Consider the following 23,504-nt stretch of genomic DNA (forward strand, 5'->3'; position numbering starts at 1 on the left):
AAGGAAGACCATACCACGAGATGCGCGCCGCTGCCCTTATTTGCCGGCCGGCTTGACATCCGCGACCGGCGGCGGGGCGTTCTTCACATATTTTTCCAGCCAGTTGTTGCTTTCATACAGCATCTGCATGATTGATTCGCGCGCGCGGTAGCCGTGGCTCTCGTTCGGCAGCATCACTAGGCGGGCCGTGCCGCCCAGTCCCTTGACGGCCTGGAACATGCGCTCGCTCTGGATGGGGAAGGTGCCCGAGTTGTTGTCCTGCTCGCCGTGGATCATCAGCAGCGCATCCTTGATCTTGTCCGCATAGTTAAATGGCGACATGGCCTGGTAGACGGTCGGCGCTTGCCAGAACGAACGCTCTTCCGACTGGAAGCCGAACGGCGTCAGGGTGCGGTTGTAGGCGCCGCTGCGGGCGATGCCGGCACGGAACAAGCGCGTGTGCGCCAGCAAATTGCCTGTCATGAAGGCGCCATACGAATGGCCGCCGATGGCGATGCGGTTGCGGTCGGACACGCCACGGCGCACCACTTCGTCGACGGCCGCCTCGGCATCGGCCACCAGTTGCGGCAGATAGGTATCGTTTGGCTCCTGCTCGCCGGCTCCCACGATGGGGAAGGATGGGTTGTCGAGCACGGCATAGCCCATGGACAGGAAGGCGGCCGGCCCCCAGTAGCTGACGGCATTGAATTTATACGGCGAACCAGTGGTCTGGCTGGCGGCGCTGGCCGTCTTGAATTCCTGCGGGTAAGCCCACATCAGGGTCGGCAGCGGGCCGTCGCGCTTGGCGTCATAGTTGGGTGGCAGCATCAGGGTGGCCGTCAAGTCCACGCCATCGGCGCGCTGGTAGCGGATCAACTCTTTCTGCACGTCCTTCAATTGCGGCAGCGGGTGGGGGAAATGCGTGAGGGCCGTCAATTGCGCTGCGCCCTGCTGCTTGAGGTTGCGCACATAGTAGTTCGGCTGCTCGGTCGGCGATTCGCGCGTCGACAGCAGACGGCTGCCGTCCTCGTCCAGCACGGCCACCACGTTTTCATAGTAGGGTGCGGCGCTCTGGAACAGGCGTTCCTTGTGTTTCGTCGCCAGGTTCAGGCGGTCGATGAAGGGGCGGTCGCCTTCCTTCGAGGCGCCCTGGCCGTCGAGCAGGATGGAGCCATCGGCGGCGATAAGCAAGCGCGGCAAGCCGGCTGCATCAGCGCGCATGACGGGCTGGCCCGGATCGTTGTAGCGGTCTTCGAAGGAACCCGCATACACGAGGTCGGCCGGCGTGGCCGGCTGATCCGGGGCTATTTTCCATTGCTTGACGGCGCGCGTCTTGTACCACGCCTCGCTGAGCAGGGCCAGGTCGCCGCGGCCCCAGGCCACGCCCGCATAGCGCGAACCGAGCCTGGCCAGCACGGTTGGCTTGGCCGAAAACGGCGCCGCCTGCGTGTAGACGATGTCGCGGATCTCGGCCACCCTGGCCGGGTCGCCGCCATCCTGCGCTTCGGCCCACACCAGGGTGGCGGGCGCATCGACGCGCCAGCTGACGGAGCGCACGCCGGCGGACACGGCATCATTGCCTGGCGGCAGCCCTTCTTCCAGCGGCAGGGCCGCCACCGCATGCAGCACCTTGCCATTCAGGTCGCGCACGTCGATCTGGTGGCCGAAGTCATGCGCCGGCACGATATAAGAATACGGACGCACGATGCTGGTTGTCAGCAGATGCTTGCCATCGGGCGAAGCCGACACGCGCGAGAACTGGCCGGGCTGGCCCACCAGGCGCTGCTTGCCCGCAACGTCCAGCAAGGCCAGCTGCACGGTAATGTAGTGTTCGAACAGTTGCGCATCCGGTTCGTTTTTCAGCAGGTCGGGATAGGTGCGCAATTGCTTGACGCCACCACCCGGCACGCTGTCCTGGATGGACGGGCCGGTCGGGATGCCACTGGTCACAGGCGCCGCGCCCAGCTTGGCCGGCTTCAGCTGCACCAGCAAAGTCTTGCTGTCGGGCATCCAGGAAAAGCCACGGCCATACACGGCCGACAGGGGCGCGCTGGCCAGCTTGCGCGCCGCTTTCGTCTGCACGTCGAGCAGCCACAATTGCACGCCGGACTCCTTCACGCCCCTGGCGGGATCGGCATAGGCGATGTGCGTAAACGCCAGGTAGCGCTGGTCGGGCGACCAGGCCAGGTCGGCGATGCGGGGCGAGGCAGGCAAGCCGCTGACCTTGATCTCCTTCTGCGTATCGATGTCGAGCAATCCCAGCCCCGTGTGGAAACTGAAGCGGCTGGCCGCATACGTGCGCGGATTGATGCGCAAGCCGGCCAGCTTCAGTTCCGGCTGTGCCACTTCGCTGATGCCGGGCAGGGATGGCGTGGGCAGCACGGCGGCCAGATTGCGTTTCGGGCTCAGGCTCAGGGTCGGTGCGCGCGGCGCATCGACGATGGCTTGCAGGGGCGCCGGTGGCATTTGATAGCCGCCATCTTGCGCCATGGCCAGGGAGGACGAGGCCATCAGGCCGACAGTGATGGGCAGCAAAGGCAAACGAGTAGACATGAAACTCCAGTATAGGGAAGTGGCGACAAGCAGCGAGCGCACCGCGCCGCTCGTGGCGGCACTTTGTGACAAAGCATAGTGCGTTCATGCCAAGTATATGTCAACAAGCAACTTTTACCGTTTAACAAGCATCGCCGCCCGCCCTCATCTCGCTTACAATCGCTGTTTTACCCGTACCCGAATGCCTACATGGAAACCACCACCCTCGCCCTGCTGTTCCTGGTCCCACTGCTGGTCTGGCGCATTTATTCGCGCCTGAAGAAACTGGTGGCGCGCCAGAAATCGCAGCCGTGGCGGCACTGGAGCGTGGCGATCGCCTTGCCCGCGCTGCTGCTGTTCCTGGCAACGACGACGAAATTCGACGTCCTGCCCCTGTCCTGCCTGGGTGCGGCTGCGCTGGCCGGTGGCTGGCTGGGCGTGCTGGGCTTGAAACTGACCCGCTTCGAACAAGTCGGCAAGGATTTCTTCTTTACCCAACACCGCTACCTGGGCCTGGCCATCACGATGCTGTTCATCGCCCGCTTGCTGTACCGCGGCATGGAAATCTACCTGAACACGCGCCTGGACGTGCCCGTGCCGCCGCCACCGTTCGGCCAGAGCCCGCTGACCATGGCCGCCTACGGCCTGGTCATCGGCTACTACGCTATCTACGCCTGGGGCTTGCTGCGCTGGCGCCAGCGCAACAAGCCACTGCAAACGCCCGAGTAAATCATCCCGTCAGTAGTACTGGCACAGACCTTCACAGCTCGTCACCGCCAGCGCCTGGCGTATCGTCGCCAGCGCCGGCGCCAGGACGGGATCGATATCCTTGTCCGCGCCGGCCAGACTGGTCAGCAGGCGCTCGCGCAAGGGCGGCTCCATCAAATTGGCATTCGCCGTGGCGTGCTGCGCGGCCGCGTCCAGCATCCGCTTCTTTTGCGCCACGTTCCAGAACGGTACTTGCACGAACTGCACTACGCCAGTGTAGACAACGGCCGCATTCTTGCTGAAGGCGCGTGCGCGCAGACGCTCGGGGCCGCTCACGACATCCGCCGGCTGGGCGCTGAATTCCTGCTCCATCAGCCCAATCAAATGGCCATGGCAGTGCATGCTGAAAGCAAACAAGGTGCTCATTTCATCGCCATAATTGGCCAGGTTCTGCGTCACTTGTTCCTTGCGCGCCTGCTGCAGCTCGGCGCCGGACAGCGGCAAGGGCCATTCAAGGCCAAACACATAGTATGTTTTTCCCAAACGCATGGCCTTTTCGCAGACGGCCACGCTCTGGTCCACGTCTTGCAGCGCGGCGACAGGCGTCTGGAACAGGCGCGGGCCGTCGGCGATGTGGGCAAACAGCTGCGCCACGGCAGGGTCCGGCAGGCGCGGCAAGCCGCTTTGTGGCGTTGCCTTGGCCATCAGCGCTTCCAGCTGGCCGCTGGCTTGCTGGAAATCGGTATAGCTATCAGCCCAGGCGGCGGGCGCCACGAGGGCGGAGGAAAGGCAGAACAGGCGGCCGAGGCGGCGCAGCGGCGGGGAAATCGATAGAGACATGGGATCAGAAGAACACTATTGGATAATTGGCAATTATGGCAATTTGTATCCACAGTGCATTTAATTGTGTTTTACATATTGCTTGCCTAGGATGATAGTGACGCGCGGCCAGCGCGCCGCATAGTCCTTGCTGGCCAGGCGCTGCGCATAGCCGTCCAGGCTGATGCGCGCGGGGTTGCGCCACACCACCATGGCGAACAGGTCATCGAGACCGTGCGGCGCGCACGATGCCGATCTCTCCATCCGGCTGCAGATAAATGCCGACGGCCGTGGCAAACTCGGGCCAGGAAGCGATGGCATCGTCCAGCGAGCGCAGGGGCGGCACGGCGTAGCCAAACTCAGCTTCGAACCACAGGTGCACCCGGGCCTGGTTGCACACGTCCCACGGCACGCCGGGCAGCAAGGTTTCCAGGCGCTGGCGCAGTTCCACCTCGCGCCCGGGTTGCAAATTGTGCGCATCGAAATACGCCACGTCGACGTCGCCCAGCGCCGACGGTTGCGCGTAGCCGTGAAGGCATCCCACACGAGCTTGCGCACGGCGCCGGCGCCGATGCAGCAGTCCGGCAAGCCCAGCTGCGCCACGGCGTGCAGGGCCTGCATGCACCACGGCGTGGCGCCGGCGATGGCGCGCAGGCGCGCCGCCAGTGCGTCCTGGGTGCTCAAGTGCGTGCGCAAGCGCTCACGGCCGGATCTGCGGGGCCACGCCATCGTGGGCGCCACTGATCTCGACATTGCCGAAGTACACGTCCAGGTCTTGCTTCGGATGGAAGTTGCGCAGCTTGACTTGCAAGGTGGTGGGGTTGATTTTGGTAAACGTGCCGGGGAAGCACAAGCTGACCAGCTCGTCCGGCTTGCCCTTGATCAGGTTCAAGGTAAAGTCTTCGATGCCATTCTTCCAGGTGTTGCCCGTCGTCAAAATGTACGAGACCCAGACAGCATTGACGAAGCCGCTTTCGCCCTGCTTGGCCGCCAGGCGGTTCCACGTCTTGTAGAAGGCCTTGTCGCCGCAGTATTTCTTTTCAAATGCATTGCCATCGCCCAAGTAAGAAGCTCCGGGGCCGGCCGCGACGAATGGCGCATATTGATGGCGCACGCGCACGACTTTACCGGCGGGGAATTTCTGCTGCCACAAGTAGATGACTTTCACAGTCCAGGCCGGCACCCATTCTTCGTCATACAGCTGGGCCAGCAAGCCTTCGCGTATCATGATCTTGCTCTGCGCGGCCGTCAGCGGCGCCACCTTCTTGTCGAACGGCGTATGCGAAGGGAAATAAGCAATTTGCGCGTCCGACAGGCCCAGCTGGCGCAAGCGGGCCGTCACGTCCTCGGTGTCGAGCTTGGCAACGAAAGTGGTTTGATAATCCTTGCGCTTGCCATCCACCTCGACAGTAAACTGCTGCGGCTGGCCATAATACGTGGGCGAGCCATGGTAGCCGGCCGCGTATTCGGGCAAAGGGAAGAAAATCGTCTCTTCCACATCCTTCGCCGATTCATTGAGAAATTCGTACTCGACCTTGATCAAGTCCGTGCTCACGCTGAGCACTTCCTTTTTCATGGCCACGGCGTCGGTCTTGCCGAACAGGATGCCGCCGGCGCTGACGGAAGCGATGCCATCGTTGGCCATGGCCGGCGCCGAACACGCCAGCGCCAGCGCAGTCGCGGCCAGCAAAGTGCGTACGCGCATCACGCCACCTTGCCCGGCACGGGCTCGACCCGGCGCTGCAGCACGAAAATCGGTTGCGCCCATTGCGTATCCTTTTTCTTCTTGCTGGTGATCAAAGTCAGCTCCGAGGGATCGTAGACATCCGTGTTATGCGTCAACGGCGTCGTCATCAGGTATTGCGCTTGCGTGTTTTTCAGGAACTCGCCGACCAATTGAATGTTGCGGATGTCGAGGTGGGCAAACGGTTCGTCGATGAAGACGAAGCCGCCGGAACCGTCTTCCGATTTCAGCAAGCCGATCAGCAGCACCAGCGACTTCATCACCTGCTGGCCGCCCGACGCTTCGCCATCGTTCATGCCGATGACGCCCTTGCCATCGAACTTGAAGCGCACGTGCAAACCCGCCTGCGACAGTTGCACGTCGTCGTTTTCGAGGCGCACGGGGTCGGCATGCACTTCGATGCCGGCCAGTTCACCCAGCTCTTTGATGTTCTTGCTGTAAGTCTTGATGGTATAGCGCAAACGTTCCATATAGGCGCCGCGGGCATTGCCCGTCGCTTCGATGGCGCGGTTGTTCTGGTAGCGGCGCTCGTCCGTTTCCGACTGGCGGCCATGCAGCTGGTCCGACAGGCGGTGATGCTGGTCGATGACGGTGGCGTCGAGTTCCCAGTCGTCGCGCGCCAGGCTGTTTTGCAGGCTGGCCACGCGCAGGTCGACCTGGTGCGCATTCTGGTGTTCAGCGACAAGCGCCGTGCGCCTTGCTGGCCTGCGCCAGCTTTTCGGCAAGTGGCGCCACGCATGGCGCAAGGCCAGCAAGGCGCGTGCATGCTCGGCGCGCTGTTCAATTTGTTTCTTGTAGCCGAGGCGCGAACCGGCTTCCGCTTCCGACAAAGCCAGGCGCGCGTTTTGCCACACCGTATCGGCACGCGTGCGCGCCACGGTGGCGTTCTTGGTGAGGTTTTGCAACTCACCCAGGCGCCCGCCCACTTCCAGGCGCTCTTCCTTGAGCGGCTTCGAATTGCGCAGCGCTTCGGCGAATTCTTCCTGACGCGCACTGAGTTCCTTGGCCGCGTCGACGCCGGCGATGCGCGCCTTCAGCGCGCCCACTTCGGCCGCCAGCTTCGAAATCGCCAGGGTCAAGGTATCTTCCTGGCCTTCCAGGCCCGGCAGGGACCGCAGCAACGCTTCCAGGCGGCCGCTGCGGCCTGCCTGGCCGAAGCGGTAGCGCGACGCTTCTACGAACAGGGATCGGCCGCCGCGGCGTTCACGGTGATATGCCTCGGGCGTGATCCACTCTTCATGGTTGCCCAGCTTGAAGCCCGCTTCCACGGAATCGACGCGGGCGATGCGCGACAGCTGCTCGATCAGCCAGCTGGGCACGGGCGCGGAAAATTTCACCACGGCCAGCAGGCTCTCGTCTTTCGCCACCGGCGCCGTGACCAAGTCCGGCACGATAAAGTGGCGGTAGCGTTCTTTTTCCGCCAAACGGTAGGCGCTAGACGCATCCTTGGCCTGGTCCAGCAAGACCACCGAGGCGTAACCGCCCAGCACGCCTTCGACGGCGCCCTGCCAGCGGCTGTCCGTCACTTCGACGATATCCGACAGCATCGCGTGGCCGATGCCCGCGTCGCGCAGCGCGCGGCGCATGGCGCGCACATTGTCCGGCTCCGGCATGGCCGTCTTGCCTTGCAGCGCGGCAATGGTGGCCTGCTCACCCGCGATGCGCGCCGACAAGGCGTCGCGCTGCTGGCGCTGGCGCAGCAATTCCGCTTCCTTCTGTTCCAGCTGGGCCGCCACTTCGGCGATGTCACTGCCCGAGTCCGCTGCCAGCTTGTGCAAACGCTCCTTCTGTTCCAGCAGGCTGTCCAGCGGTTTCAGTTTGGCATTGATCAGCGACAAACGGCTCTGCAGACCGATGGACTCCTGCTCCAGCAGGGTTTCATTCATCTGCGCGTCGGACAGGGCCTTGGCTTGCGCCGCCAGCGCATTGCGTTTATCCGTCAACTGCTGGTCGGCCTGCGCCATCGGTTTGCGCGCATCGCGCAATTGCCGGCTGGCGATGGCGGCTTTTTCGCGCGCCTCGTGGTACTGCAGGCTGGGCAGCACTTCTTCCAGCAGGTTGCGGCGTTCCTTGTGCAGCCCTTCCCACTGGTGGTAATTGGCCACGCGCAGGCGCAAGCCTTCCAGGTTGGTCTTCGACGCTTCGAGTTCCGTCTCGAAACGTTTCAGCTCCACTTCCGTGTCGCGCTGGTGGCGCTTGGCTTCGTCGTAGGCGTCCAGCACTTCCTTGTCGCCAAACACTTGGAATACCAGGTCGAGCAACTGGCGCGGCGCGTATTCGCACAATTTATCCGTCTCGCCCTGCTCCAGCGCCAGCACTTTCGACATGGCGGGCGACAAGCCGGCATTGGCCAGGCGCTTGCGGTAGTTTTCCACGCCCAGCCAGTCATTGGCATCCGTGATGTCCTCGATTTGCACATTGCCAGGACGCATCAGATACTGGCGCTTCCAGTCGCCGCCATTTTTCTGGATCTGGCAAAACAGCGTCACTTCATCGTCGCTGAAGAAGCCGGAACTGCGGAACGGGCGGTTCGACAACTGCTTGCCCACGTTCTTGTTGTCGACCACGGCGCGCAGCCAGGCCGTCTGCTGTCCCGAGTGGCGCGCATAGTGTTTATACGTGCGTCCCATCGAACAATCGAGGCCGAACAAGGTGCGCAAGGCGTCCAGCAAGGTGGTCTTGCCTGAACCATTCTGCCCCGCGATGGTGATGATCTTCGCGTCGAGCGGAATATTCTTGATGCGCTGCCAGTAATCCCAGTGCACCAGTTCAAGTGATTTGATATGAAACATGGGTGCTTTCAGTGAGGAAGGTCGGACGCGGGCTCGTCGCCGGTGTCTGGCAAGTCGCCGATGTCGGCGGACAAGTCGTCTGCCAAGTCGGCATCGAGCAGTGAATCAACGCTGACAGCCACCAGGCGTGCCGGCGCGCGCTTGAATACGTCGGCCAGGGCGCCGTTGATGATGCGCTCTTTCAAGACGTCCGTATCCATCATCAAGTCCAGCAGCGGACCTTCCAGGATGAAATCGCCGCGCCGCTCGATGAAGCCCAGCTTGGCCAGCGTGCCCAAATTCATGTCCATGCGCGTTTTCTTACCCAGCTTGTCGCCAAAGTCCGACAGCAGCGCCTTGTAAGAAATGCCGATCGACGCGTCTTCCGCGCGCGGCAACGGCTTTTCCGTGCCAAACATGTCGTTCTGGTCATCATCCGCGTGCTGGTGCGTTTCCTGGCGTTCGCGCTTGGGCAGGATGATCTGCGCCCACAGCACCACCAGCAAGGCCACACCATCGCGCGCCAGACCGAAATTATTGTTTTGCCACACATCGCGCGCGCCAAAAATCTTCGGCTCGATGGTGCGCGTCAGGGCCAGGGTCACATGGTCGGCATACACGTTGTCGAGCAATTTCAAGCCGCAGGCCAGCAGGCGCGCATCGATCTCGGCGCGGAACAGCTCGTCGGACAGCACACGCTTGACGAGCTTATCGTCGCGGCGCAGGGTTTGATGCGTGAGCAGGCGCGCAATCAGGATTTGGGAATCGTCATTCATCGGCTGTGCCGCTATCTAAATCAAGTGAAACATTCAGTGAAAGCGAGGCGATCGACATGGCCGCCACGTGGGGGTCGGTCAGTTGGACCATCTCGTCGGTCGGTGTAAAGGTAATCGGCAAGCGGGCCAGTTCGGCCGTCGAGCCTTGCAAGCTCGCTTCGGATACATCGCCCAGCAGCGGCAGCATGGAAGCGCGGTAGGACGCCACGGCAAAGCTGGCCGGCAGCAACGAATCCTGCACCGGCACCGACTTCGGCCCTTCTTCGCCGATGCTGGGGAAATTGCCCAGGCTGGCAAAGTTCGACAGGCGTTCGAGCAAGTCATCGAGTTCAAGCTGCATGACGGGTCCGTCGCTGATAGTGGTAGGGGCATCTTCGCCGCTGGGCAAGCCCGTGTTGGTCACGCCTGCGGCCCGTTCGGACAGCAGTTCCGTTTCGGCCACGTCGATCATCTCGGCCGGCGTGGAGAACAGGGGCACGACGGGCTGATCGATGGCGCCCTCGGCCAGGCTGGCCAGGTCTTCATGCAACAAGAGCCAGCGCTTGATGTCGGTGGTCGACAGGCCGGACTGCCCCAGGTGCACGCGCTGGCGCTCGATCTGGTTCAGGGCACGCGAAAACATGCCCTGCATGTTCAGCAATTTACTTTGCGCGCGGCCGATCGCCTGCGCCGCCTTGTGCGTGGCGCTGTCCGCATTTTCATCGGAGGTGATCGCCACGAGAATCTCGGAACCCTTCTCGACCCAGTCGCAAGCCATGTTCCACTTCGCTTGCGCCGTGCGCAAACGAAATTCGGAACCGGAGGCAATGGCGTCGGAGAATTCTTCCGTCAAGTCCACCAGGCGCCCCAGCAAATGCTGAAGTTGCTCAACCGACACGCCACCGACGGCTTGCGCACCCGCCACTTGCGACAGCAAGAAGCCCATTTCCGCTTCGTCTTCCGTCTGGCCCAGGCCCAGCAAGCTGTCGATGGCGGACAGCACATTGCGCGCCATGGGCGTGACGCGGTACACGCCCTGCTGCGCATCCCAGGCCAGCAACTGGTTCGAACGCAAGCGCAGCAAGACCGTTTCCAGGCTTTCCGGCAACAGATACGCCAGTTTCGTGTTGATATCGGCGCGCGTGTAGGCGGACGTGGCCGCATCGGACGCCAGCTCACGCAACACCAGCAGTCGCACCAGCACGCCATCGAAACCGCCATGAAACAGGGCCGTAAACACTTGCAGCAAGGGCTGCGCCCGCTTCAAATGAAAAACTTGCTCGATTTCATCGGCCGAAATATTGGGCTGGAAATGCGCCTGCAAGGAATCGTGATGCTCTTGCTCTGTCTGATGTGCATCCGTAGCCACGGCTGCACTTGCCATTATATCAATCATTCTTTTCCGGATGAGTGTTCAGCGGGCGGCGCTGCGGGCTAACGCGGCACTGCGGGGCGGGGGCGTCAGTATATCAGTTCTGACATGCAATTTAGCCTGCGGGAGGGGGCGCTGCGGATGCGACGCAACACAGCGGCGGCGCCGTGCTGGGCCAGAATGGCAAAACAGGGAAGCAAACCCAGTATGTGTTGCTCCGCGCATTGGTGAGCACTTACTTTTTGACGATCTTTTGCAAGGTTTGCTCGACATAATCACCGTCTTCATCGGCGAACGTCACCTTCACGGGATACCATTCCAGCGACGGCGCCAGCCACAGGTCCACTTGCTGGCCCTTCTTGTCCGGCGGCGGCGCCTTGACCAGGTGCATGGCAGCGACCTCCCCCATGCCCGTGGCCACCATCTCCTGCTTGACGACCTTGAAGGTCCATGGTTCGGCGTCGTGGCGGCCGGCAACGAAGAAGCTCCATTCCGAGCCGGGCGTGAATTTCTCGGGGGCGGCGCGCGCCACGCTGACCAATTGCCAGACGGTGCTGTTGCGGTCCTGCTCGCCGCCTTTCAGCGGATAGCTGTCATCGCCTTCGCTGAAGACGATGGTCTTGCTGTCGCGCTTGAAGGTGGTCGTGGCCGCTTCCTTGCGGAAGCGTTTTTCTACGAACTGGACAGGCGCCAGGCCGTAATCGTCGACCATGCCTTCGCTGCGCTGCTCCAGGATCTTGCCAAACAGGGCAGCCTTGGTTTCGGCCAGCAGCGAATACTTGCCGTCGCCCACGCGCCAGTTGCTGACCGATTCGCCGGACAGCCCGATGCCGCGCTGTTTGGCCTTGATCGAGTAGACGAGGTCTGCCGATGGCGCCAGCTTGTACGGCCGCTTGATGACGGGATGCTCCACGGGCGCGTCGGCCATTGCGCGAGGCAAAGCGGCGACCAGCAAGCTGGCGAACAAAACGCGTTTCAAAGTAGTCAAAGTAGTCATTTATTTTCCTGTAGCGTCATTGACGCGAATTTGGGTCACGGTTTGCGTGGTCAGCGCCCCGCTCGCTTCGGTATTGCGTATTTGTACCGGATACCATTGCATGGACGGCGCCAGCCAGATATCGAGCTGCGACGAATACGTGCCGGGCTTTGGTGGCCGGCGCAAATGCCAGGTCACCAGGCGGCCCATTTTGGTGTCGAGTTCTTCCTCGCCCACCAGCTGGAAGCGGAACACGGTCGCTTCCTTTTCCTCGCCGACGAGGATATCGATATTGCCGGCCAGTTGGTTGACGTCGGCGCGGCCGATGGCGGCCAGCTGGAACGGCACGCTGGCCTTGTCCTGCGCGCCGTCCTGCCATGGCGCCGTGGCCGTCGAGGCCGAAAACGTGATGCTTTTGGCGTCACGCTTGAAATGCGTGGCCGTTTGCGCGCGGCCCTTGCGTTTCTCCGTGGCCGTGACGGGCACGATGCCGCTGGCATCGATCATTCCCTCGCTGGTCAGCACCAGCAGGTTGATGCGCGTGATCAGCATGCTCAAGCCCACTTCCAGTTTCAACTGATACGTGTCGCCCCGGTTTTCCCACGCCATGGCGGCCACGCCCTGCCACTTGGTGCCATCCGCATCACGCCGGTCCACATGCAGGTCGAACTGGGCCGAGGCAGGCGCATTCGTCTTGTAGTGCCGTGCCTGCTCGATGGCCGCTGGCGGCGCGCTGGCCGGCGCGGGCGCGGCCGCCACGGCTGGCGCGGGCGCCGTCATGGCCGGGGCAGCCGCCGCGGCCGGCTCGGAGGTGGCAGGGCCTTCCGGCACGTCGCTGGCGGGCGCCGTCCACTGGGGCGCTTCGCTCGACGCCAGCTCCGTCGGTGGCAGCGGTGGCGGCGGCCTGGGCTTGGGCACGGGCAGCAGTTCGGGCGGCGGTGGTGGCGCCAGCATCGGCCGGGGCTTGAGTGGCTCGGCGAGCAATGCCATGCTGACCACCTGCGCATGATCCTGCCCCAGCGGCACCATGCTCGCTTGCGAGGTGAGCCACTGCAGCGCCACGTAATGCAGTGCGCCGATGACCGCGACAAAGATGACGGTACGGCGGCGCGGTGGCGAAAAGAAGGAGTCTGGCATCATAGGCCGTAGTGTAACGCTTTCACCCCACTTCCCGCTTCTTGCCCGCGCTCAACTCCTGATGTTTTATGTAAGAAAATGTTGGCAGCGTTGCGTCAGTTGCAAGCTGATATCTGCTACGCTAGAGACATCCACCTTCTAGGAGATTTTGCATGGCAAATCCGCAAATGCCCCAAATACCGGGCGCAGCAGTTGTGACCGATACCCTCGACTTCGTCAAGAACCTGTGGGGCAGCATGAGCGTGCCCGGCATGGGCATGCCAGGCATCACGGCGCCCACCATGTCGGTGGAAGAGCTGGACAAGAAAATCAGCGACTTGAAAGCCGTCGAAGCATGGCTGAACCTCAATACCAGCATGTTGCGTGGCAGTATCCAGGCGCTGGAAGTACAGCGCGGCACCATCGCCACCCTGAAATCCATGGGTGCTTCGCTGGCGGCGGCCATCACCCAGCCAGGCGCCAGCGAGAAAACGGTATTTGAATCGGTGCCCTATGCTTCCGCGTTTTTCCAGCAGGCAGCGCCTGCGGCACCCGCGCCGGCACAGAAACCTGCACCTGCACCAGCACCTGCACCAGCCGCCGCGCCGGAACCCGCTGCGGCGGCGCCCACCGATGCCGGCAGCCAGGCGGCAGCCCAGCTGGCCAATCCAAATGCTTGGTGGAATTTGTTACAAGATCAGTTCAAACAGGCGGTGTCGACGGCCATGTCGCCCGACGCCGCCAGCGCGGCAACGGCCAGTTTTGGCGGTGGAGCGGCTGGAGCGACGGCCAAGCCAGCGGCCAGCAAGTCCGCCAAGCCGGCAGAAGCCGGCACGGCAGCCAAGGCCAAGGCCCCGCTGCGCAAGGCGCCCGCGAAACGCGCAGCGCCCAAGTCCAAAGCACCAGGCAAGGCCTGATGCTGCAAGCCGGCAATATGATCAGGCGATACGATGAATGCGGATCGCCTCGATCATGTTGTCGGCCTGGCGTTTTACGTCACCGATCGTGATCAGGCCTTCGTCGGCCAGCGCCTTGGCGTGCTCGTACGAAGACTGGAATGTTTCCAGCGTGTCTCCCTTGGCGGCGACCGGGCGTACCCAGGCAATACTGCCGACTTTCATTTTTTTGTACACTTCATTGACCACATCACGCATAGTTTCTTCCTTATTGTTGTAAAGCAACTCAAGCACGGGCGAACCCACGCTGGCCCCTAGTTTATCATCCGGCACGCTCGCGCACGGATTTTCCCCCTTTTTCCGGCGCCGGCGGCGCTTTTTCCGGCACCTCGACGGCCAATTCCGGCCCGGGCGGCGGCGTCAGCTGCACCAGTTGCTCCATCAATTGCGCGAAGCGCTGCTGCCCTGGTGCAATTTTGTCTACATACAACAACACTTCCATGGCTTCGGCCGCCAATTCCGCCTGGTAGCCGCGCTGTTCCAGGAAAGACACGATGATTTGCGCGGAATTGAACAGGATGCGCAGGTTGTTGGGCAGTTTTTCACGCGCCGCGCGCATCCAGGCGACCGCCTCGTTGAGCTTATCCGTCTTCCACAGCAGCACGCCCTTGTTCATCAAGTCCGACGCTTCCTTGCGCGCAGCGATGATCAAGCTGGTGCCCTCGTCGCCCATCTTGGCCTTGTCGAAGATCTTTTGCACCTCGTCCTGCACCACCTGATTGTCGTGGTTGTTCTTCACCACATAGGACAGCAGGCCGGCCGGCGCATCCTTCACGCCGACGGCGAACAGCAAGGTGGCCAGTTCCATACAGATACTTTTTTCGGGCCGCGCCGGGTCTTCAAGCAGCATGGCTTCGAGCTCATCGCCGCACTTGCGCGCGCGCCGGTAATCGCCCGTTTCGTGGTGCACCATGCCTTCCGTGATCTTCGCGCGCAAACCGATTTGCTCGGGCGGGAATTCACGTTGCGCCAGCAGCAGCCATTGCAGCGCCTCTTTGGCATCCTTCTTCAAGCCGCACACGCGCGCCAGTCCCAGGTAGGCGTCGGGCGTCTTCATGACGGAAAATTCACCGATGGAAATACACTTGCGAAAAGCCTTTTCCGCCATGCTGACATTACCGACTTTCAAGGCAGCCAACCCCAGGTTGCGCTGGCGCGGCACGGAATTGGGCGACAGGCGGGCCGCCTTTTCCAGCACGCCGCAGGCTTCCTCGTGCTGGCCCATCAGCTGGTAGGCGACGGCCATCTGATCGTAGGCGTCGATGTAATACTTGTTTTCGACAATCACGCCCTGGAATATCTGCCGCGCCGCCTCGTGCTCGCCGTTATTCATGCGGATCTTGCCCAGGCCCGCCCTGGCCCAGCTGTAATCGCGCTCGGCCAGCACTTTTTCGTACACGGCACGGGCCTTTTCCGGCTCGCCGCTTTTCAGCAGCAGGGATGCCTTCATGCGCAGCAATTCCAGCTCGTGCAGCTTGTTGACCTCGATCTGCGCGTCGCACAATTTGGCCGCGCGCAGGTAGTCCTTTTCCATGCAAGCTTGGTCGATTTCTCGAAATACCTGCTTCTTGTGCCACACGCGGTTCAAACGCGTCAGCAGCACGCCTTCCGTGATCGGCTTGATCAGGTAGGCGTCGGGCTGGTGCTCGGCCGCGCCCATCACCGATTCCACGCTTTTCTCGGCTGATACCATCAGCCACACGCTCGATGGCGCCGTCAGGTTGCGCACGCGCGTCTCTTCCAGCACTTGCTGGCCATTCTTGCCTTCGCCCAGGTTGTAATCGCATAGCACCACGTCGTAGCGCGTCTTGGCCAGCAGCTTCATGGCTTCGCCACCGCTGGCCGCCTGATCGATATGGCGCGCGCCCAGGTTGCGCAAGGATTCGCGCAGCAGGATGCGGATGCCGATGAAGTCATCGACCAGCAAATAATGCTTGTCGGCCCAGTCGGTGCTGCCCGCTTCGGCGGCGGTGGCGTGGCTGTCTGTCGTCATGGCATCCTCGTTCAGGGCAGGCGCAGGATGAAACAGCCGCCGCCCAGCGCGCCGCCATTTTCCAGGACAATGCTGCCGCTGCTCCCCCGGTGCTTGTGCATCTTGGCCACGACACTGGAAAAATACAGCCCCAACCCCGTGCTGTTGGTGGAAAAGTTCACGCCGGCCGCCATGCCATCCATGGCCGCGCTGCCCGCGTCAAGCAGCGCCTGCGAGTAGCCCTCGCCATTGTCTTCCACGCGCAGCTCCAGCAAGGCGTCCACCTGGCGTACGGACAGGCGGATCGTGTCCTTCGTGTAGCGGATGGCATTGTTGATGGCATGCGCGAGCACGCCGATGACCAGGTCTTCATCCAGAGTCCAGATCAGCTCCGGCGGGCAAGCCGTCTCCAGGCGGATGCCTTTCGAGGCCAGCAGGATCTTTTCCTGGTCCACCACCTGGTCGACTACCTGGCTCACCAGTTGCGGCTGCACATCGAAGGGATAGCCGGGCTTGCCCACTCCCTTGTACAGGGCCAGCAGCTGGATCAGGTTATCGTTGAGGCGCTTGGTCTGGTACAGCATCTGCGCCATCTGCAGGTAGGCGGGGTCAGCCTGCGGCGCGGGCTTGGCCTGCTCGGCCGCCAGCAAGGATTCCAGCGTGCCGCTGACCACGCTGATCGAGTTTTTCATGTCGTGCACGGTCGACGCCAGGAACAGGAAAAGCTCGGGCGAGCTGTGTTGATCTTCCACCGAATATCTCCTTGGGGCCGCAGCTTGAGTATTGCCAAGGATAAATTATACCGCCAGCATGCAGACGCCAGCCAGCCGCGCGCAAAGACCGTGATCTGAAGCAACAATGCCGCCCCCGCTTGCGCAAGGACGGCATAGTCTTGGCAAACCGGCAAGGTCAGCGGCGCGCGCCCGCCAGGCGGCGCACCACCGCGATCAGCCGGTCGATTTCCTCATACGTGTTATAGAAAGCGAAAGATGGCCGCACGGTCGCTTCCACGCCGAAGCGGCGCAAAATCGGCTGGGCGCAGTGGTGGCCCGAGCGCACGGCGATGCCCTCGTGGTTCAGTGCGCGCCCCACTTCCGCCGGCTCGTAGCCGGCCAGCACGAACGACGCCACGCTGGCCTTGTCCAGCGCCGTGCCGATCAGGCGCACGCCGGGTATGGCTTGCAAATGGTGCGTGGCGTATTCCAGTAGCGCGTGCTCGTAGGCGGCGATGTTGTCCAGGCCGATGCGCTGCACATAATCGATGGCCGCCCCCAGGCCCACGGCATCGGCGATATTGCCCGTGCCCGCCTCGAAACGGTTCGGCACGCCCTGGTAGACGGTGCGCTCGAACGTCACGTCGGCGATCATATTGCCGCCGCCCTGCCACGGTGGCAGTTGCTCCAGCAAGTCGGCCTTGCCATACACGGCGCCGATACCCGTCGGACCGAACACTTTATGCCCCGAAAACACGTAAAAATCCGCGTCCAGCGCCTGCACGTCCACGCGCAGGTGCGACACGGCCTGCGCGCCGTCGACCAGCACGCGCACGCCGGCCGCATGCGCCAGCGCGATGATCTGCGCCACGGGCGTCACCGTGCCCAGCGCATTCGACACCTGCGTCACGGACACCAGTTTGGTGCGCCCGTTGAGCAACTTGCGGAATTCATCGACGATGATCTGGCCGCTGTCGTCGACGGGAATCACGCGCAGTGTCGCGCCCTTTTCCGCCGCCAGCTGCTGCCACGGCACGATATTGGCATGGTGCTCCAGCTGCGAAACGATGATTTCGTCGCCGCTGCCGATGTACTTGCGCCCGAAGGTATTGGCGATCAGATTGATGCCTTCCGTGGCGCCGCGCACAAAGATGATTTCATTGGCCGAGGCAGCACCGAGGAAATTGGCAACCTTGGCGCGCGCCGCCTCGTACGCATCGCTGGCGCGCGCCGCCAGCGCATGCGCCGCCCGGTGGATGTTCGAATTCTCGTGCGCATAGAAATACGCGATACGGTCGATTACCGATTGCGGCTTGTGCGTGGTGGCCGCATTGTCGAACCAAGCCAGCGGCTTGCCATTGATCCGCTCTGCCAGCACGGGAAAATCACGCCGCACGGCATGCACATCGAATGGCGCCGGCGCCTGGCTGTGACCCGGCTGCGTCGCTGCGGGCAGCTCGGTCTGGAAATAGAACGCGGGCTGGCCGGCGGCGGGCGTGACGGGCAGTTGGCGCGCAGGTGACCGCTGCGGTGTGGCAAACAGTCCCCGCAAATCATCGGGGGCTGCCGGCCCCTGCCCCAGTCCTTGCTGCGCCAGTCCATCGAGCTTGCCGTTCGACGCGGGGTAGCCATGCGCACCGCCGACAAAATAGTAGGGCGACGGCGCACCGATGCTTGATGCGCGTGGCGTCGGCACGGAAGCAGGCGCCGGCGCGATGGGCGGCGCCAAAGGCGCCGTCACAGGCGGCACTTGGGCCGTCGCCACGCCGGGGGCGATGGCGGCGAACGAAGGGCCGGGCTGCGGCGGCGGACGATTCGCATAGCGGGGCGCCGCATCGAGCACGCTGCCGTAACCACCGAGGCTGGGCGATTTATCCAGTGCAGGCGCGAGCCCCGGCAAACGCGCGAAAAACTCGCCCGCCAGCCGGTTCAGGGTCGCTTCGTCAGGCAAGAGGGACGACGGTGCCAGGGCCGCCGCGCCATTACTTGTAGGTATCTGGGTAGTCATGGTATTTACCGATCTCCACGTCTTCCAGCACGGCCAGCGCATCGTCCGTCAGCACGGCCAGCGAGCAATACAGCGAAATCAGGTAGGACGAAATCGCGTGGCGGTTGATGCCCATGAAGCGCACGGACAGGCCCGGGCTTTGCTCGCCCGCCAGGCCAGGCTGGAACAGGCCGATCACGCCCTGGCGCTGTTCGCCCGCGCGCAGCAGGATGATCTTCGTCTTGCCGTCTTCGATCGGCAGTTTGTCGGACGGCACCAGCGGTACGCCGCGCCACGTCAAAAATTGGGAACCGAACAGGCTGACGGTGGGTGGCGGCACGCCGCGGCGCGTGCATTCGCGCCCAAAAGCGGCAATGGCCAGTGGATGGGCGAGGAAAAAGCCCGGCTCCTTCCACACTTTCGTCAACAGTTCGTCGAGGTCGTCCGGCGTAGGCGCGCCCGTCAACGTAAAAATGCGCTGGTCGTCATGCACGCTGGCCAGCAGGCCGTAATCGGGATTGTTGATCAATTCGCTTTCCTGACGCTCCTTGATCGTTTCGATGGTCAGGCGCAGCTGCTCCTTGATCTGGTCGTGCGGGCTGCTGTACAGGTCGGACACGCGCGTGTGCACGTCGAGCACCGTGCTGACGGCATTGAGAAAATATTCGCGCGGCTGCTCATCGTAGTCGACGAAAGTTTGCGGCAGTTCCGACTCGTCGCGCTGCGAGCAGGCCACGCGCACATCCTTCGGGTTTTTCACGCGGTTCAGGCGGTAGATACCCGCTTCCACGGGCAGCCATTGCAGCAAGTGCACCAGCCAGCGCGGCGTGATCGTGGATAACTGGGGGACGCTCTTGCTTGCATTGGCCAGCTGGCGCGCGGCGTTATCGCCCAGCGCAAACTGGCTCTCTGTTGCTTCTGCCATGACTACTCCTGATGAGAAAAGTGAATATGCTTATCTGAAAAACGAATAAAGTATCGGACGTCTCCCTTCTTCTCTCAACATGCTATCGCCATCAACGCGGCGCTTTAATCCACCAGCTCCGGTTCGCAGCGCGCCATCAATCCCGCCAGGCCGATACCGAGCGCGCCGGCCAGTTTTTCCACCGTCAGCAGCGACGGCGTGGCGGCGCCCCGTTCGATTTCGCCGATGAACGAGCGGTTCAAGTCGGCCGCTTCGGCCAGCCGCTCCTGCGACCAGCCATGCCCTTCGCGCAACTGGCGCACGGCCAGTCCAAACTGTTTGATCAACATGCTGTCCTCATGGGTGATGGGCAAATGCGGGGTGGGATGGCGTCGGCAACTCCGCTGCCTCCTGCTGGTTGTGCGCTTGCGTGACATGGCTGCCCGGCGCCACGCTGCGGGTCAGCCAGACATTGCCACCGATGACGGAGCCCTGGCCGATGGTCACCCGTCCCAGGATCGTCGCACCTGCGTAGATGACCACGTCGTCCTGCACGATGGGATGGCGCGCCAATCCCTTTTTCAGCACGCCGTCAGCGCCGGCGGGAAAGCGCTTGGCGCCCAGGGTGACGGCCTGGTAGATGCGCACCCTTTCACCGATGATGGCTGTCTCGCCGATCACCACGCCCGTGCCATGGTCGATGAAAAAGCTGCTGCCGATGATGGCGCCAGGGTGGATGTCGATGCCCGTCTGCGAATGGGCCACTTCGGCGATGATGCGCGCCACCAACGGCGCACCCAGTGCGTACAAGGTATGGGCCAGGCGGTAGTGGATGATGGCCAGGATGCCCGGATAGCACAGCAGCACTTCATCGACGCTGTGCGCGGCCGGGTCGCCATGGAAGGCGGCCGCCACGTCCGTGTCGAGCTGGGCGCGGATGCGCGGCAGCGCGCGGGCGAAGCGCTGCACGATGGCCAGCGCCTGCTGTTCGATGGAGACCGTCTGCTGCAAGCCATGCTGGCGCGCGTGGTAACTGAGTTCGCGCCGCACCTGTTCATGCAAGCCCGTGAGGGTGGTGTCGAGCGTATGGCCGACAAAGAAATCCTCGCTCTCCTGCTGTAGGTCGAGGGGCCCCAGGCGCATGGGAAACAGGGCCGCGCACAGGGCGCCGACGATATCGCGCAAATGCTGGCGCGACGGAAATTCGCGCGCGCCGCACTCCTGGCTGCCGGCCAATCCTTCGCGCCACTGCGCGCGCACGGCGCGTAATTCATCGACGATCTGGTGCAGTTCCCATTGCGGCTGCGCGGCAAGGGAGGCAGGGGGAAGGGCTCGCTGGTTCATGGTGGTCCCGGGAAGAGATTTAATCTTGCAGCCAAGGCAGCGCATGCCAGCGCCAGCCGCCGCTATGGCCACGCTGTTGCTGCGCGTCGAGGTCGCCCTCGAAGCCTTGCGCGATATTGAAGACGTGCGTGAAACCGGCCTTGGCGGCCGCTTCGGCGGCTGCGGCCGAGCGCTTGCCGCTGCGGCACAGCAGCACCACGACGGCATCCTTGCCACCCACCTTCGATTCCAGTTCGCGCACGAAGCGGGGATTGCGGTGCATGGCCGTGCCGGTGGCCCACGCCACGTGCAGCGAGGCGGGCACGTAGCCGACGAAGGTGCGCTCTTCATTCGTGCGCACGTCGACCAGCGCGGCTTTGCCGGCCTGCACCAGCTGCCATGCATCCTGCGCACTGACGATGCCCGCATACGGCAAGCCTTGCGCCTGCGCGTGGGCGCGTGCGTTATTCAGCACCTCCTCAAACGCCGCCTCGCCGTGCGCGGCGCGGGAATCGAAAATCAGTTCTGCAGCAGCCATCGTTCCACCTCTTAATTACGTCGTCAAAAACCAGCACGAGTCCACTGTAGCGAACTTATGTTGTTCGGAAAACAAATTTAAAAGAGTTTGGAAAGCTGAAAAACGTATATGGGAGATTTATGAAGTGCGGCGGCGTTCGCGCAGCAGGAAGCGCGCTGGATCGAGTGCAGCAGCCAATTGTGCCTCGACAGGTAGCGGCTCGCCCTCCAGCTGGCAAGCCAGCAGTTCGGCTGCCAGCGGCGCCCAGATCAGGCCGCGCGAGGCGTAACCCAGCAAGCCAAACAAGCCGGGCCAGCGGGGTACATCGCGCAAGCGTTCGCAGCGGCCCGGCACGCCCGGGTCGGGCAAGGCGCCCGCCAGCGGCAGGCGGTCCGGCGCCATGCAGCGAAAGCCCGTGCGCCCGGCCAGCGGCGCGTCAAATGCAGGCACATCGAAGATAGCGGCGATCTTGTGGATATTGTCGTGCTGGCTCGATGCGCGCACCTCGGCATCCGCGTCCGCATCGTAACTGGCGCCCACGCACACGACGCCCTGGTGCGCCGGCGTCATGTAGGCTTCGCGGCAGACGACGAACGGCAAGGAGGGCAGACTGCCTTCGGCCAGGTGCGTGACCTGGCCGCGCACGGCATCCAGCGGCAAACCGGCCGCCTGTTCGAAATCCACGGCACCCGTGCCTGCCGCCAGGATGACGGTGGGTGCCGCCGCGATCAAGGCACCGTCCGCATCGCGCACCAGCCATTCCTCATCGCCGCGCTCCAGGCGCAGGGCGCTGCTGGCAAAGCGCCGCGTCAGCAAGGCGCCGCAGGCGTCCAGCATGGCCGCGCAGACGGAAGACGGTCGCGCCCAACCGCCCTGTTCGAACCACCAGGCGCCATCGGGCGCCGACGCGCCCAGCATGGCGGTCGCCTCGGGCGCTTCCAGCCAGCGGGCGAATTCGCGCGGGTACAGGCCACTGGCAGCGATCTGCCGTTGCACCTGCGCATGCGCGCCGTCGCGCGCCAGGTGCAGCACGCCGCTTTGCACACCCTCGATGGCGGCGCCGATGCCGCCCAGGTCTTTCCAGCGGCTCAGCGAGTACAGGTAGGCGGCGCGCACCAGGCGCGTGGCGATATTGTCATCCTTCGACATCAGCGGCATGAAGATGCCGGCCAGGTTGCCCGACGCTTCGCCGGCCGGCTGCGCGTGGCGCTCGACCAGGGTCACCTTCCAGCCGCGCGCGGCCAGCCGTTCGCAGGCAGCCGCGCCAGCCACGCCCGCGCCGATGACGATGGCGCGACGCTCGGGCGCCACGGCAGCCACGTGCTCTGCGCGCCGCGCATAAAACACGGCGCGCAAACGGCTCTCGTCGAAGACAAAACCGTTCTGTTGCAGGGCCACGCGCTGCGCCTCGTCAAGGTGCACGGCCTGCAGGCGGGCGCCGTCCATCATCAGGCGCGCCAGCACCGTCACGGCGGCAGGCACCCACGCCAGCAGCACTTCATCGATGCGTGCCGATATCTGCGCCAGGCAGGCATCGGGCTCGCCGATCAGCACATCGAGGGTAAGCAAGCCATCGCGCGAAACCATGCGGTGCAAGCCAGGCACGCAAGGCGGCCATTGCATGCGCCACTCTTCGGGCAAGTGGCTGGCGTCGACGGGACGCGGCGCCAGCGCGATGTAATGCAGGCGGCGCCCGCCATGCGCCGCACAGGCGGCGCGCAAGCGCGCGCCGTCGAAATCCGTGTCGAGCAGGACCAGGGCGCGGCGCATCAGTGCCCCGCGCGGCAAAAGCAGGCAGGCGCATGGTCGTTGACCATGCCGATGCCCTGCATGTAGGCGTAGATGATGGTCGAGCCGACGAACTTGAAACCGCGCTTCAGCAAGTCTTTCGACAATGTATCGGACAAGGCCGTCTTGGCGGGAAATGCGCCGGGCTGCCAGCTGTTGACGATGGGCTGGCCATCGACATACGCCCACAAGAAGCTGTCCAGGGTCTGGCCTTCCGCGCGCAGGCGTAGGTAGGCTTGCGCATTCGTGATGGCTGCCGCCACCTTCAGGCGGTTGCGCACGATGCCGGGGTCGAGCAGCAGCTGCGCCACCTTCTCCGGGCCATAGGCGGCGATCTTTTCCGCGTCCCAGCCGTCAAAGGCTGCTCGGTAGGTGTCGCGCTTGTTGAGGATGGTTTCCCAGCTCAGGCCCGCCTGCGCGCCCTCCAGGTTCAACATCTCGAACAGCCGGCGCTCGTCGTGGCAGGGCACGCCCCACTCCGTATCGTGGTAATCGAGATAGCGGGGATTGGCCGGATTGGCCCAGGAGCAGCGGATAGTGGTCATGGTCGTGTTCTTCATGTGCGGGCAACC

General features: G+C 63.4%; 21 protein-coding genes and 1 pseudogene. 2 read left to right on the forward strand and 20 right to left on the reverse strand.

The features are described 5' to 3' along the window. Nucleotides 1–36: 36 nt before the first annotated feature. Nucleotides 37–2,532, reverse strand: coding sequence for an alpha/beta hydrolase family protein (locus ACQ4W7_RS16350; protein ID WP_426073241.1), 2,496 nt, complete (start codon nucleotides 2,530–2,532; stop codon nucleotides 37–39). A 189-nt stretch (nucleotides 2,533–2,721) separates the two neighbouring features. Here ACQ4W7_RS16350 and ACQ4W7_RS16355 point away from each other — a divergent pair, with 189 nt between their 5' ends. Further along, nucleotides 2,722–3,240: a CcdC protein domain-containing protein gene (locus ACQ4W7_RS16355; RefSeq protein ID WP_426073243.1), complete on the forward strand. Its 519-nt coding sequence runs from the start codon at nucleotides 2,722–2,724 to the stop codon at nucleotides 3,238–3,240. Nucleotides 3,241–3,249: 9 nt separating this feature from the next. Here ACQ4W7_RS16355 and ACQ4W7_RS16360 read toward each other — a convergent pair whose 3' ends face one another. The 9 genes and pseudogenes from ACQ4W7_RS16360 to ACQ4W7_RS16400 form a co-directional block, all read right to left on the reverse strand. Next, on the reverse strand, nucleotides 3,250–4,059 hold the full coding sequence (locus ACQ4W7_RS16360; protein WP_436531791.1) for a hypothetical protein: 810 nt from the start codon (nucleotides 4,057–4,059) through the stop codon (nucleotides 3,250–3,252). 60 nt (nucleotides 4,060–4,119) lie between these two features. Further along, nucleotides 4,120–4,302 (reverse strand): nucleotidyltransferase family protein, encoded by a 183-nt coding sequence (locus tag ACQ4W7_RS16365; protein WP_436531793.1) that lies wholly within the window; start codon nucleotides 4,300–4,302, stop codon nucleotides 4,120–4,122. Further along, nucleotides 4,262–4,791 (reverse strand): annotated as a pseudogene (locus ACQ4W7_RS16370) (nucleotidyltransferase family protein). Before ACQ4W7_RS16370 ends, ACQ4W7_RS16365 begins: the two are co-directional and overlap by 41 nt. Beyond that, nucleotides 4,739–5,743, reverse strand: coding sequence for a DUF4424 family protein (locus ACQ4W7_RS16375; RefSeq protein ID WP_436531795.1), 1,005 nt, complete (start codon nucleotides 5,741–5,743; stop codon nucleotides 4,739–4,741). Before ACQ4W7_RS16375 ends, ACQ4W7_RS16370 begins: the two are co-directional and overlap by 53 nt. Continuing rightward, nucleotides 5,743–8,574, reverse strand: a complete 2,832-nt coding sequence (locus ACQ4W7_RS16380; RefSeq protein WP_436531797.1) for an ATP-binding protein — start codon at nucleotides 8,572–8,574, stop codon at nucleotides 5,743–5,745. Before ACQ4W7_RS16380 ends, ACQ4W7_RS16375 begins: the two co-directional genes overlap by 1 nt. A gap of 8 nt (nucleotides 8,575–8,582) precedes the next feature. Continuing rightward, nucleotides 8,583–9,329: a hypothetical protein gene (locus ACQ4W7_RS16385; RefSeq protein ID WP_436531799.1), complete on the reverse strand. Its 747-nt coding sequence runs from the start codon at nucleotides 9,327–9,329 to the stop codon at nucleotides 8,583–8,585. After that, nucleotides 9,322–10,704 carry a hypothetical protein gene (locus ACQ4W7_RS16390; RefSeq protein WP_436531801.1) on the reverse strand — a complete coding sequence of 461 codons (1,383 nt, stop codon included), beginning with the start codon at nucleotides 10,702–10,704 and terminating at the stop codon, nucleotides 9,322–9,324. The genes ACQ4W7_RS16385 and ACQ4W7_RS16390 overlap by 8 nt, the downstream gene beginning before the upstream one ends. A gap of 211 nt (nucleotides 10,705–10,915) precedes the next feature. Further along, complete coding sequence (locus tag ACQ4W7_RS16395) at nucleotides 10,916–11,677, reverse strand: DUF3108 domain-containing protein (protein WP_426073249.1); 762 nt, start codon at nucleotides 11,675–11,677, stop codon at nucleotides 10,916–10,918. After that, on the reverse strand, nucleotides 11,678–12,796 hold the full coding sequence (locus ACQ4W7_RS16400; protein WP_426073250.1) for a DUF3108 domain-containing protein: 1,119 nt from the start codon (nucleotides 12,794–12,796) through the stop codon (nucleotides 11,678–11,680). It lies immediately after the preceding gene. Nucleotides 12,797–12,945: 149 nt separating this feature from the next. Here ACQ4W7_RS16400 and ACQ4W7_RS16405 point away from each other — a divergent pair, with 149 nt between their 5' ends. Next, on the forward strand, nucleotides 12,946–13,689 hold the full coding sequence (locus ACQ4W7_RS16405) for a PhaM family polyhydroxyalkanoate granule multifunctional regulatory protein (RefSeq protein ID WP_436531803.1): 744 nt from the start codon (nucleotides 12,946–12,948) through the stop codon (nucleotides 13,687–13,689). Nucleotides 13,690–13,710: 21 nt separating this feature from the next. On the opposite strand, the gene ACQ4W7_RS16410 is transcribed toward ACQ4W7_RS16405, so the two are convergent. The 10 genes from ACQ4W7_RS16410 to ACQ4W7_RS16455 all read right to left on the reverse strand — a co-directional run bounded on the left by ACQ4W7_RS16410 (nucleotide 13,711) and on the right by ACQ4W7_RS16455 (nucleotide 23,477). Then, nucleotides 13,711–13,974, reverse strand: a complete 264-nt coding sequence (locus tag ACQ4W7_RS16410; protein ID WP_225317168.1) for a hypothetical protein — start codon at nucleotides 13,972–13,974, stop codon at nucleotides 13,711–13,713. Nucleotides 13,975–13,990: 16 nt separating this feature from the next. Continuing rightward, entirely contained in the window at nucleotides 13,991–15,721 is a 1,731-nt protein-coding gene (locus ACQ4W7_RS16415) for a response regulator (RefSeq protein ID WP_426073252.1), read from the reverse strand. 11 nt (nucleotides 15,722–15,732) lie between these two features. Beyond that, nucleotides 15,733–16,452: a sensor histidine kinase gene (locus tag ACQ4W7_RS16420; protein WP_426073253.1), complete on the reverse strand. Its 720-nt coding sequence runs from the start codon at nucleotides 16,450–16,452 to the stop codon at nucleotides 15,733–15,735. 157 nt (nucleotides 16,453–16,609) lie between these two features. Beyond that, nucleotides 16,610–18,421: a family 2A encapsulin nanocompartment cargo protein cysteine desulfurase gene (locus ACQ4W7_RS16425; protein ID WP_426073254.1), complete on the reverse strand. Its 1,812-nt coding sequence runs from the start codon at nucleotides 18,419–18,421 to the stop codon at nucleotides 16,610–16,612. Further along, nucleotides 18,396–19,325: a family 2A encapsulin nanocompartment shell protein gene (locus ACQ4W7_RS16430; RefSeq protein ID WP_426073255.1), complete on the reverse strand. Its 930-nt coding sequence runs from the start codon at nucleotides 19,323–19,325 to the stop codon at nucleotides 18,396–18,398. The genes ACQ4W7_RS16425 and ACQ4W7_RS16430 overlap by 26 nt, the downstream gene beginning before the upstream one ends. A gap of 104 nt (nucleotides 19,326–19,429) precedes the next feature. Beyond that, nucleotides 19,430–19,654, reverse strand: a complete 225-nt coding sequence (locus ACQ4W7_RS16435) for a helix-turn-helix domain-containing protein (RefSeq protein ID WP_034784364.1) — start codon at nucleotides 19,652–19,654, stop codon at nucleotides 19,430–19,432. Nucleotides 19,655–19,661: 7 nt separating this feature from the next. Continuing rightward, nucleotides 19,662–20,648, reverse strand: a complete 987-nt coding sequence (gene epsC, locus ACQ4W7_RS16440; RefSeq protein ID WP_426073256.1) for a serine O-acetyltransferase EpsC — start codon at nucleotides 20,646–20,648, stop codon at nucleotides 19,662–19,664. 19 nt (nucleotides 20,649–20,667) lie between these two features. Then, nucleotides 20,668–21,165, reverse strand: a complete 498-nt coding sequence (locus ACQ4W7_RS16445) for a rhodanese-like domain-containing protein (protein ID WP_436531807.1) — start codon at nucleotides 21,163–21,165, stop codon at nucleotides 20,668–20,670. Nucleotides 21,166–21,282: 117 nt separating this feature from the next. Then, complete coding sequence (gene mnmC1, locus ACQ4W7_RS16450) at nucleotides 21,283–22,914, reverse strand: FAD-dependent 5-carboxymethylaminomethyl-2-thiouridine(34) oxidoreductase MnmC1 (protein ID WP_426073258.1); 1,632 nt, start codon at nucleotides 22,912–22,914, stop codon at nucleotides 21,283–21,285. Further along, entirely contained in the window at nucleotides 22,914–23,477 is a 564-nt protein-coding gene (locus ACQ4W7_RS16455; protein ID WP_426073259.1) for a DNA-3-methyladenine glycosylase I, read from the reverse strand. Before ACQ4W7_RS16455 ends, mnmC1 begins: the two co-directional genes overlap by 1 nt. Nucleotides 23,478–23,504: the final 27 nt, after the last annotated feature.

It is taken from the genome of Janthinobacterium algoris (assembly GCF_051380935.1).
Classification (GTDB): Bacteria; Pseudomonadota; Gammaproteobacteria; order Burkholderiales; family Burkholderiaceae_D; genus Janthinobacterium.

Bases quoted from the DNA above. Each gene is read 5' to 3' on its own strand.
- ACQ4W7_RS16350 (WP_426073241.1), bottom strand. From the start codon at position 2,532: ATGTCTACTCGTTTGCCTTTGCTGCCCATCACTGTCGGCCTGATGGCC.
- ACQ4W7_RS16355 (WP_426073243.1), top strand. From the start codon at position 2,722: ATGGAAACCACCACCCTCGCCCTGCTGTTCCTGGTCCCACTGCTGGTC.
- ACQ4W7_RS16360 (WP_436531791.1), bottom strand. From the start codon at position 4,059: ATGTCTCTATCGATTTCCCCGCCGCTGCGCCGCCTCGGCCGCCTGTTC.
- ACQ4W7_RS16365 (WP_436531793.1), bottom strand. From the start codon at position 4,302: ATGGAGAGATCGGCATCGTGCGCGCCGCACGGTCTCGATGACCTGTTC.
- ACQ4W7_RS16375 (WP_436531795.1), bottom strand. From the start codon at position 5,743: ATGCGCGTACGCACTTTGCTGGCCGCGACTGCGCTGGCGCTGGCGTGT.
- ACQ4W7_RS16380 (WP_436531797.1), bottom strand. From the start codon at position 8,574: ATGTTTCATATCAAATCACTTGAACTGGTGCACTGGGATTACTGGCAG.
- ACQ4W7_RS16385 (WP_436531799.1), bottom strand. From the start codon at position 9,329: ATGAATGACGATTCCCAAATCCTGATTGCGCGCCTGCTCACGCATCAA.
- ACQ4W7_RS16390 (WP_436531801.1), bottom strand. From the start codon at position 10,704: ATGATTGATATAATGGCAAGTGCAGCCGTGGCTACGGATGCACATCAG.
- ACQ4W7_RS16395 (WP_426073249.1), bottom strand. From the start codon at position 11,677: ATGACTACTTTGACTACTTTGAAACGCGTTTTGTTCGCCAGCTTGCTG.
- ACQ4W7_RS16400 (WP_426073250.1), bottom strand. From the start codon at position 12,796: ATGATGCCAGACTCCTTCTTTTCGCCACCGCGCCGCCGTACCGTCATC.
- ACQ4W7_RS16405 (WP_436531803.1), top strand. From the start codon at position 12,946: ATGGCAAATCCGCAAATGCCCCAAATACCGGGCGCAGCAGTTGTGACC.
- ACQ4W7_RS16415 (WP_426073252.1), bottom strand. From the start codon at position 15,721: ATGACGACAGACAGCCACGCCACCGCCGCCGAAGCGGGCAGCACCGAC.
- ACQ4W7_RS16425 (WP_426073254.1), bottom strand. From the start codon at position 18,421: ATGACTACCCAGATACCTACAAGTAATGGCGCGGCGGCCCTGGCACCG.
- ACQ4W7_RS16430 (WP_426073255.1), bottom strand. From the start codon at position 19,325: ATGGCAGAAGCAACAGAGAGCCAGTTTGCGCTGGGCGATAACGCCGCG.
- ACQ4W7_RS16435 (WP_034784364.1), bottom strand. From the start codon at position 19,654: ATGTTGATCAAACAGTTTGGACTGGCCGTGCGCCAGTTGCGCGAAGGG.
- epsC (WP_426073256.1), bottom strand. From the start codon at position 20,648: ATGAACCAGCGAGCCCTTCCCCCTGCCTCCCTTGCCGCGCAGCCGCAA.
- ACQ4W7_RS16445 (WP_436531807.1), bottom strand. From the start codon at position 21,165: ATGGCTGCTGCAGAACTGATTTTCGATTCCCGCGCCGCGCACGGCGAG.
- mnmC1 (WP_426073258.1), bottom strand. From the start codon at position 22,914: ATGCGCCGCGCCCTGGTCCTGCTCGACACGGATTTCGACGGCGCGCGC.
- ACQ4W7_RS16455 (WP_426073259.1), bottom strand. From the start codon at position 23,477: ATGACCACTATCCGCTGCTCCTGGGCCAATCCGGCCAATCCCCGCTAT.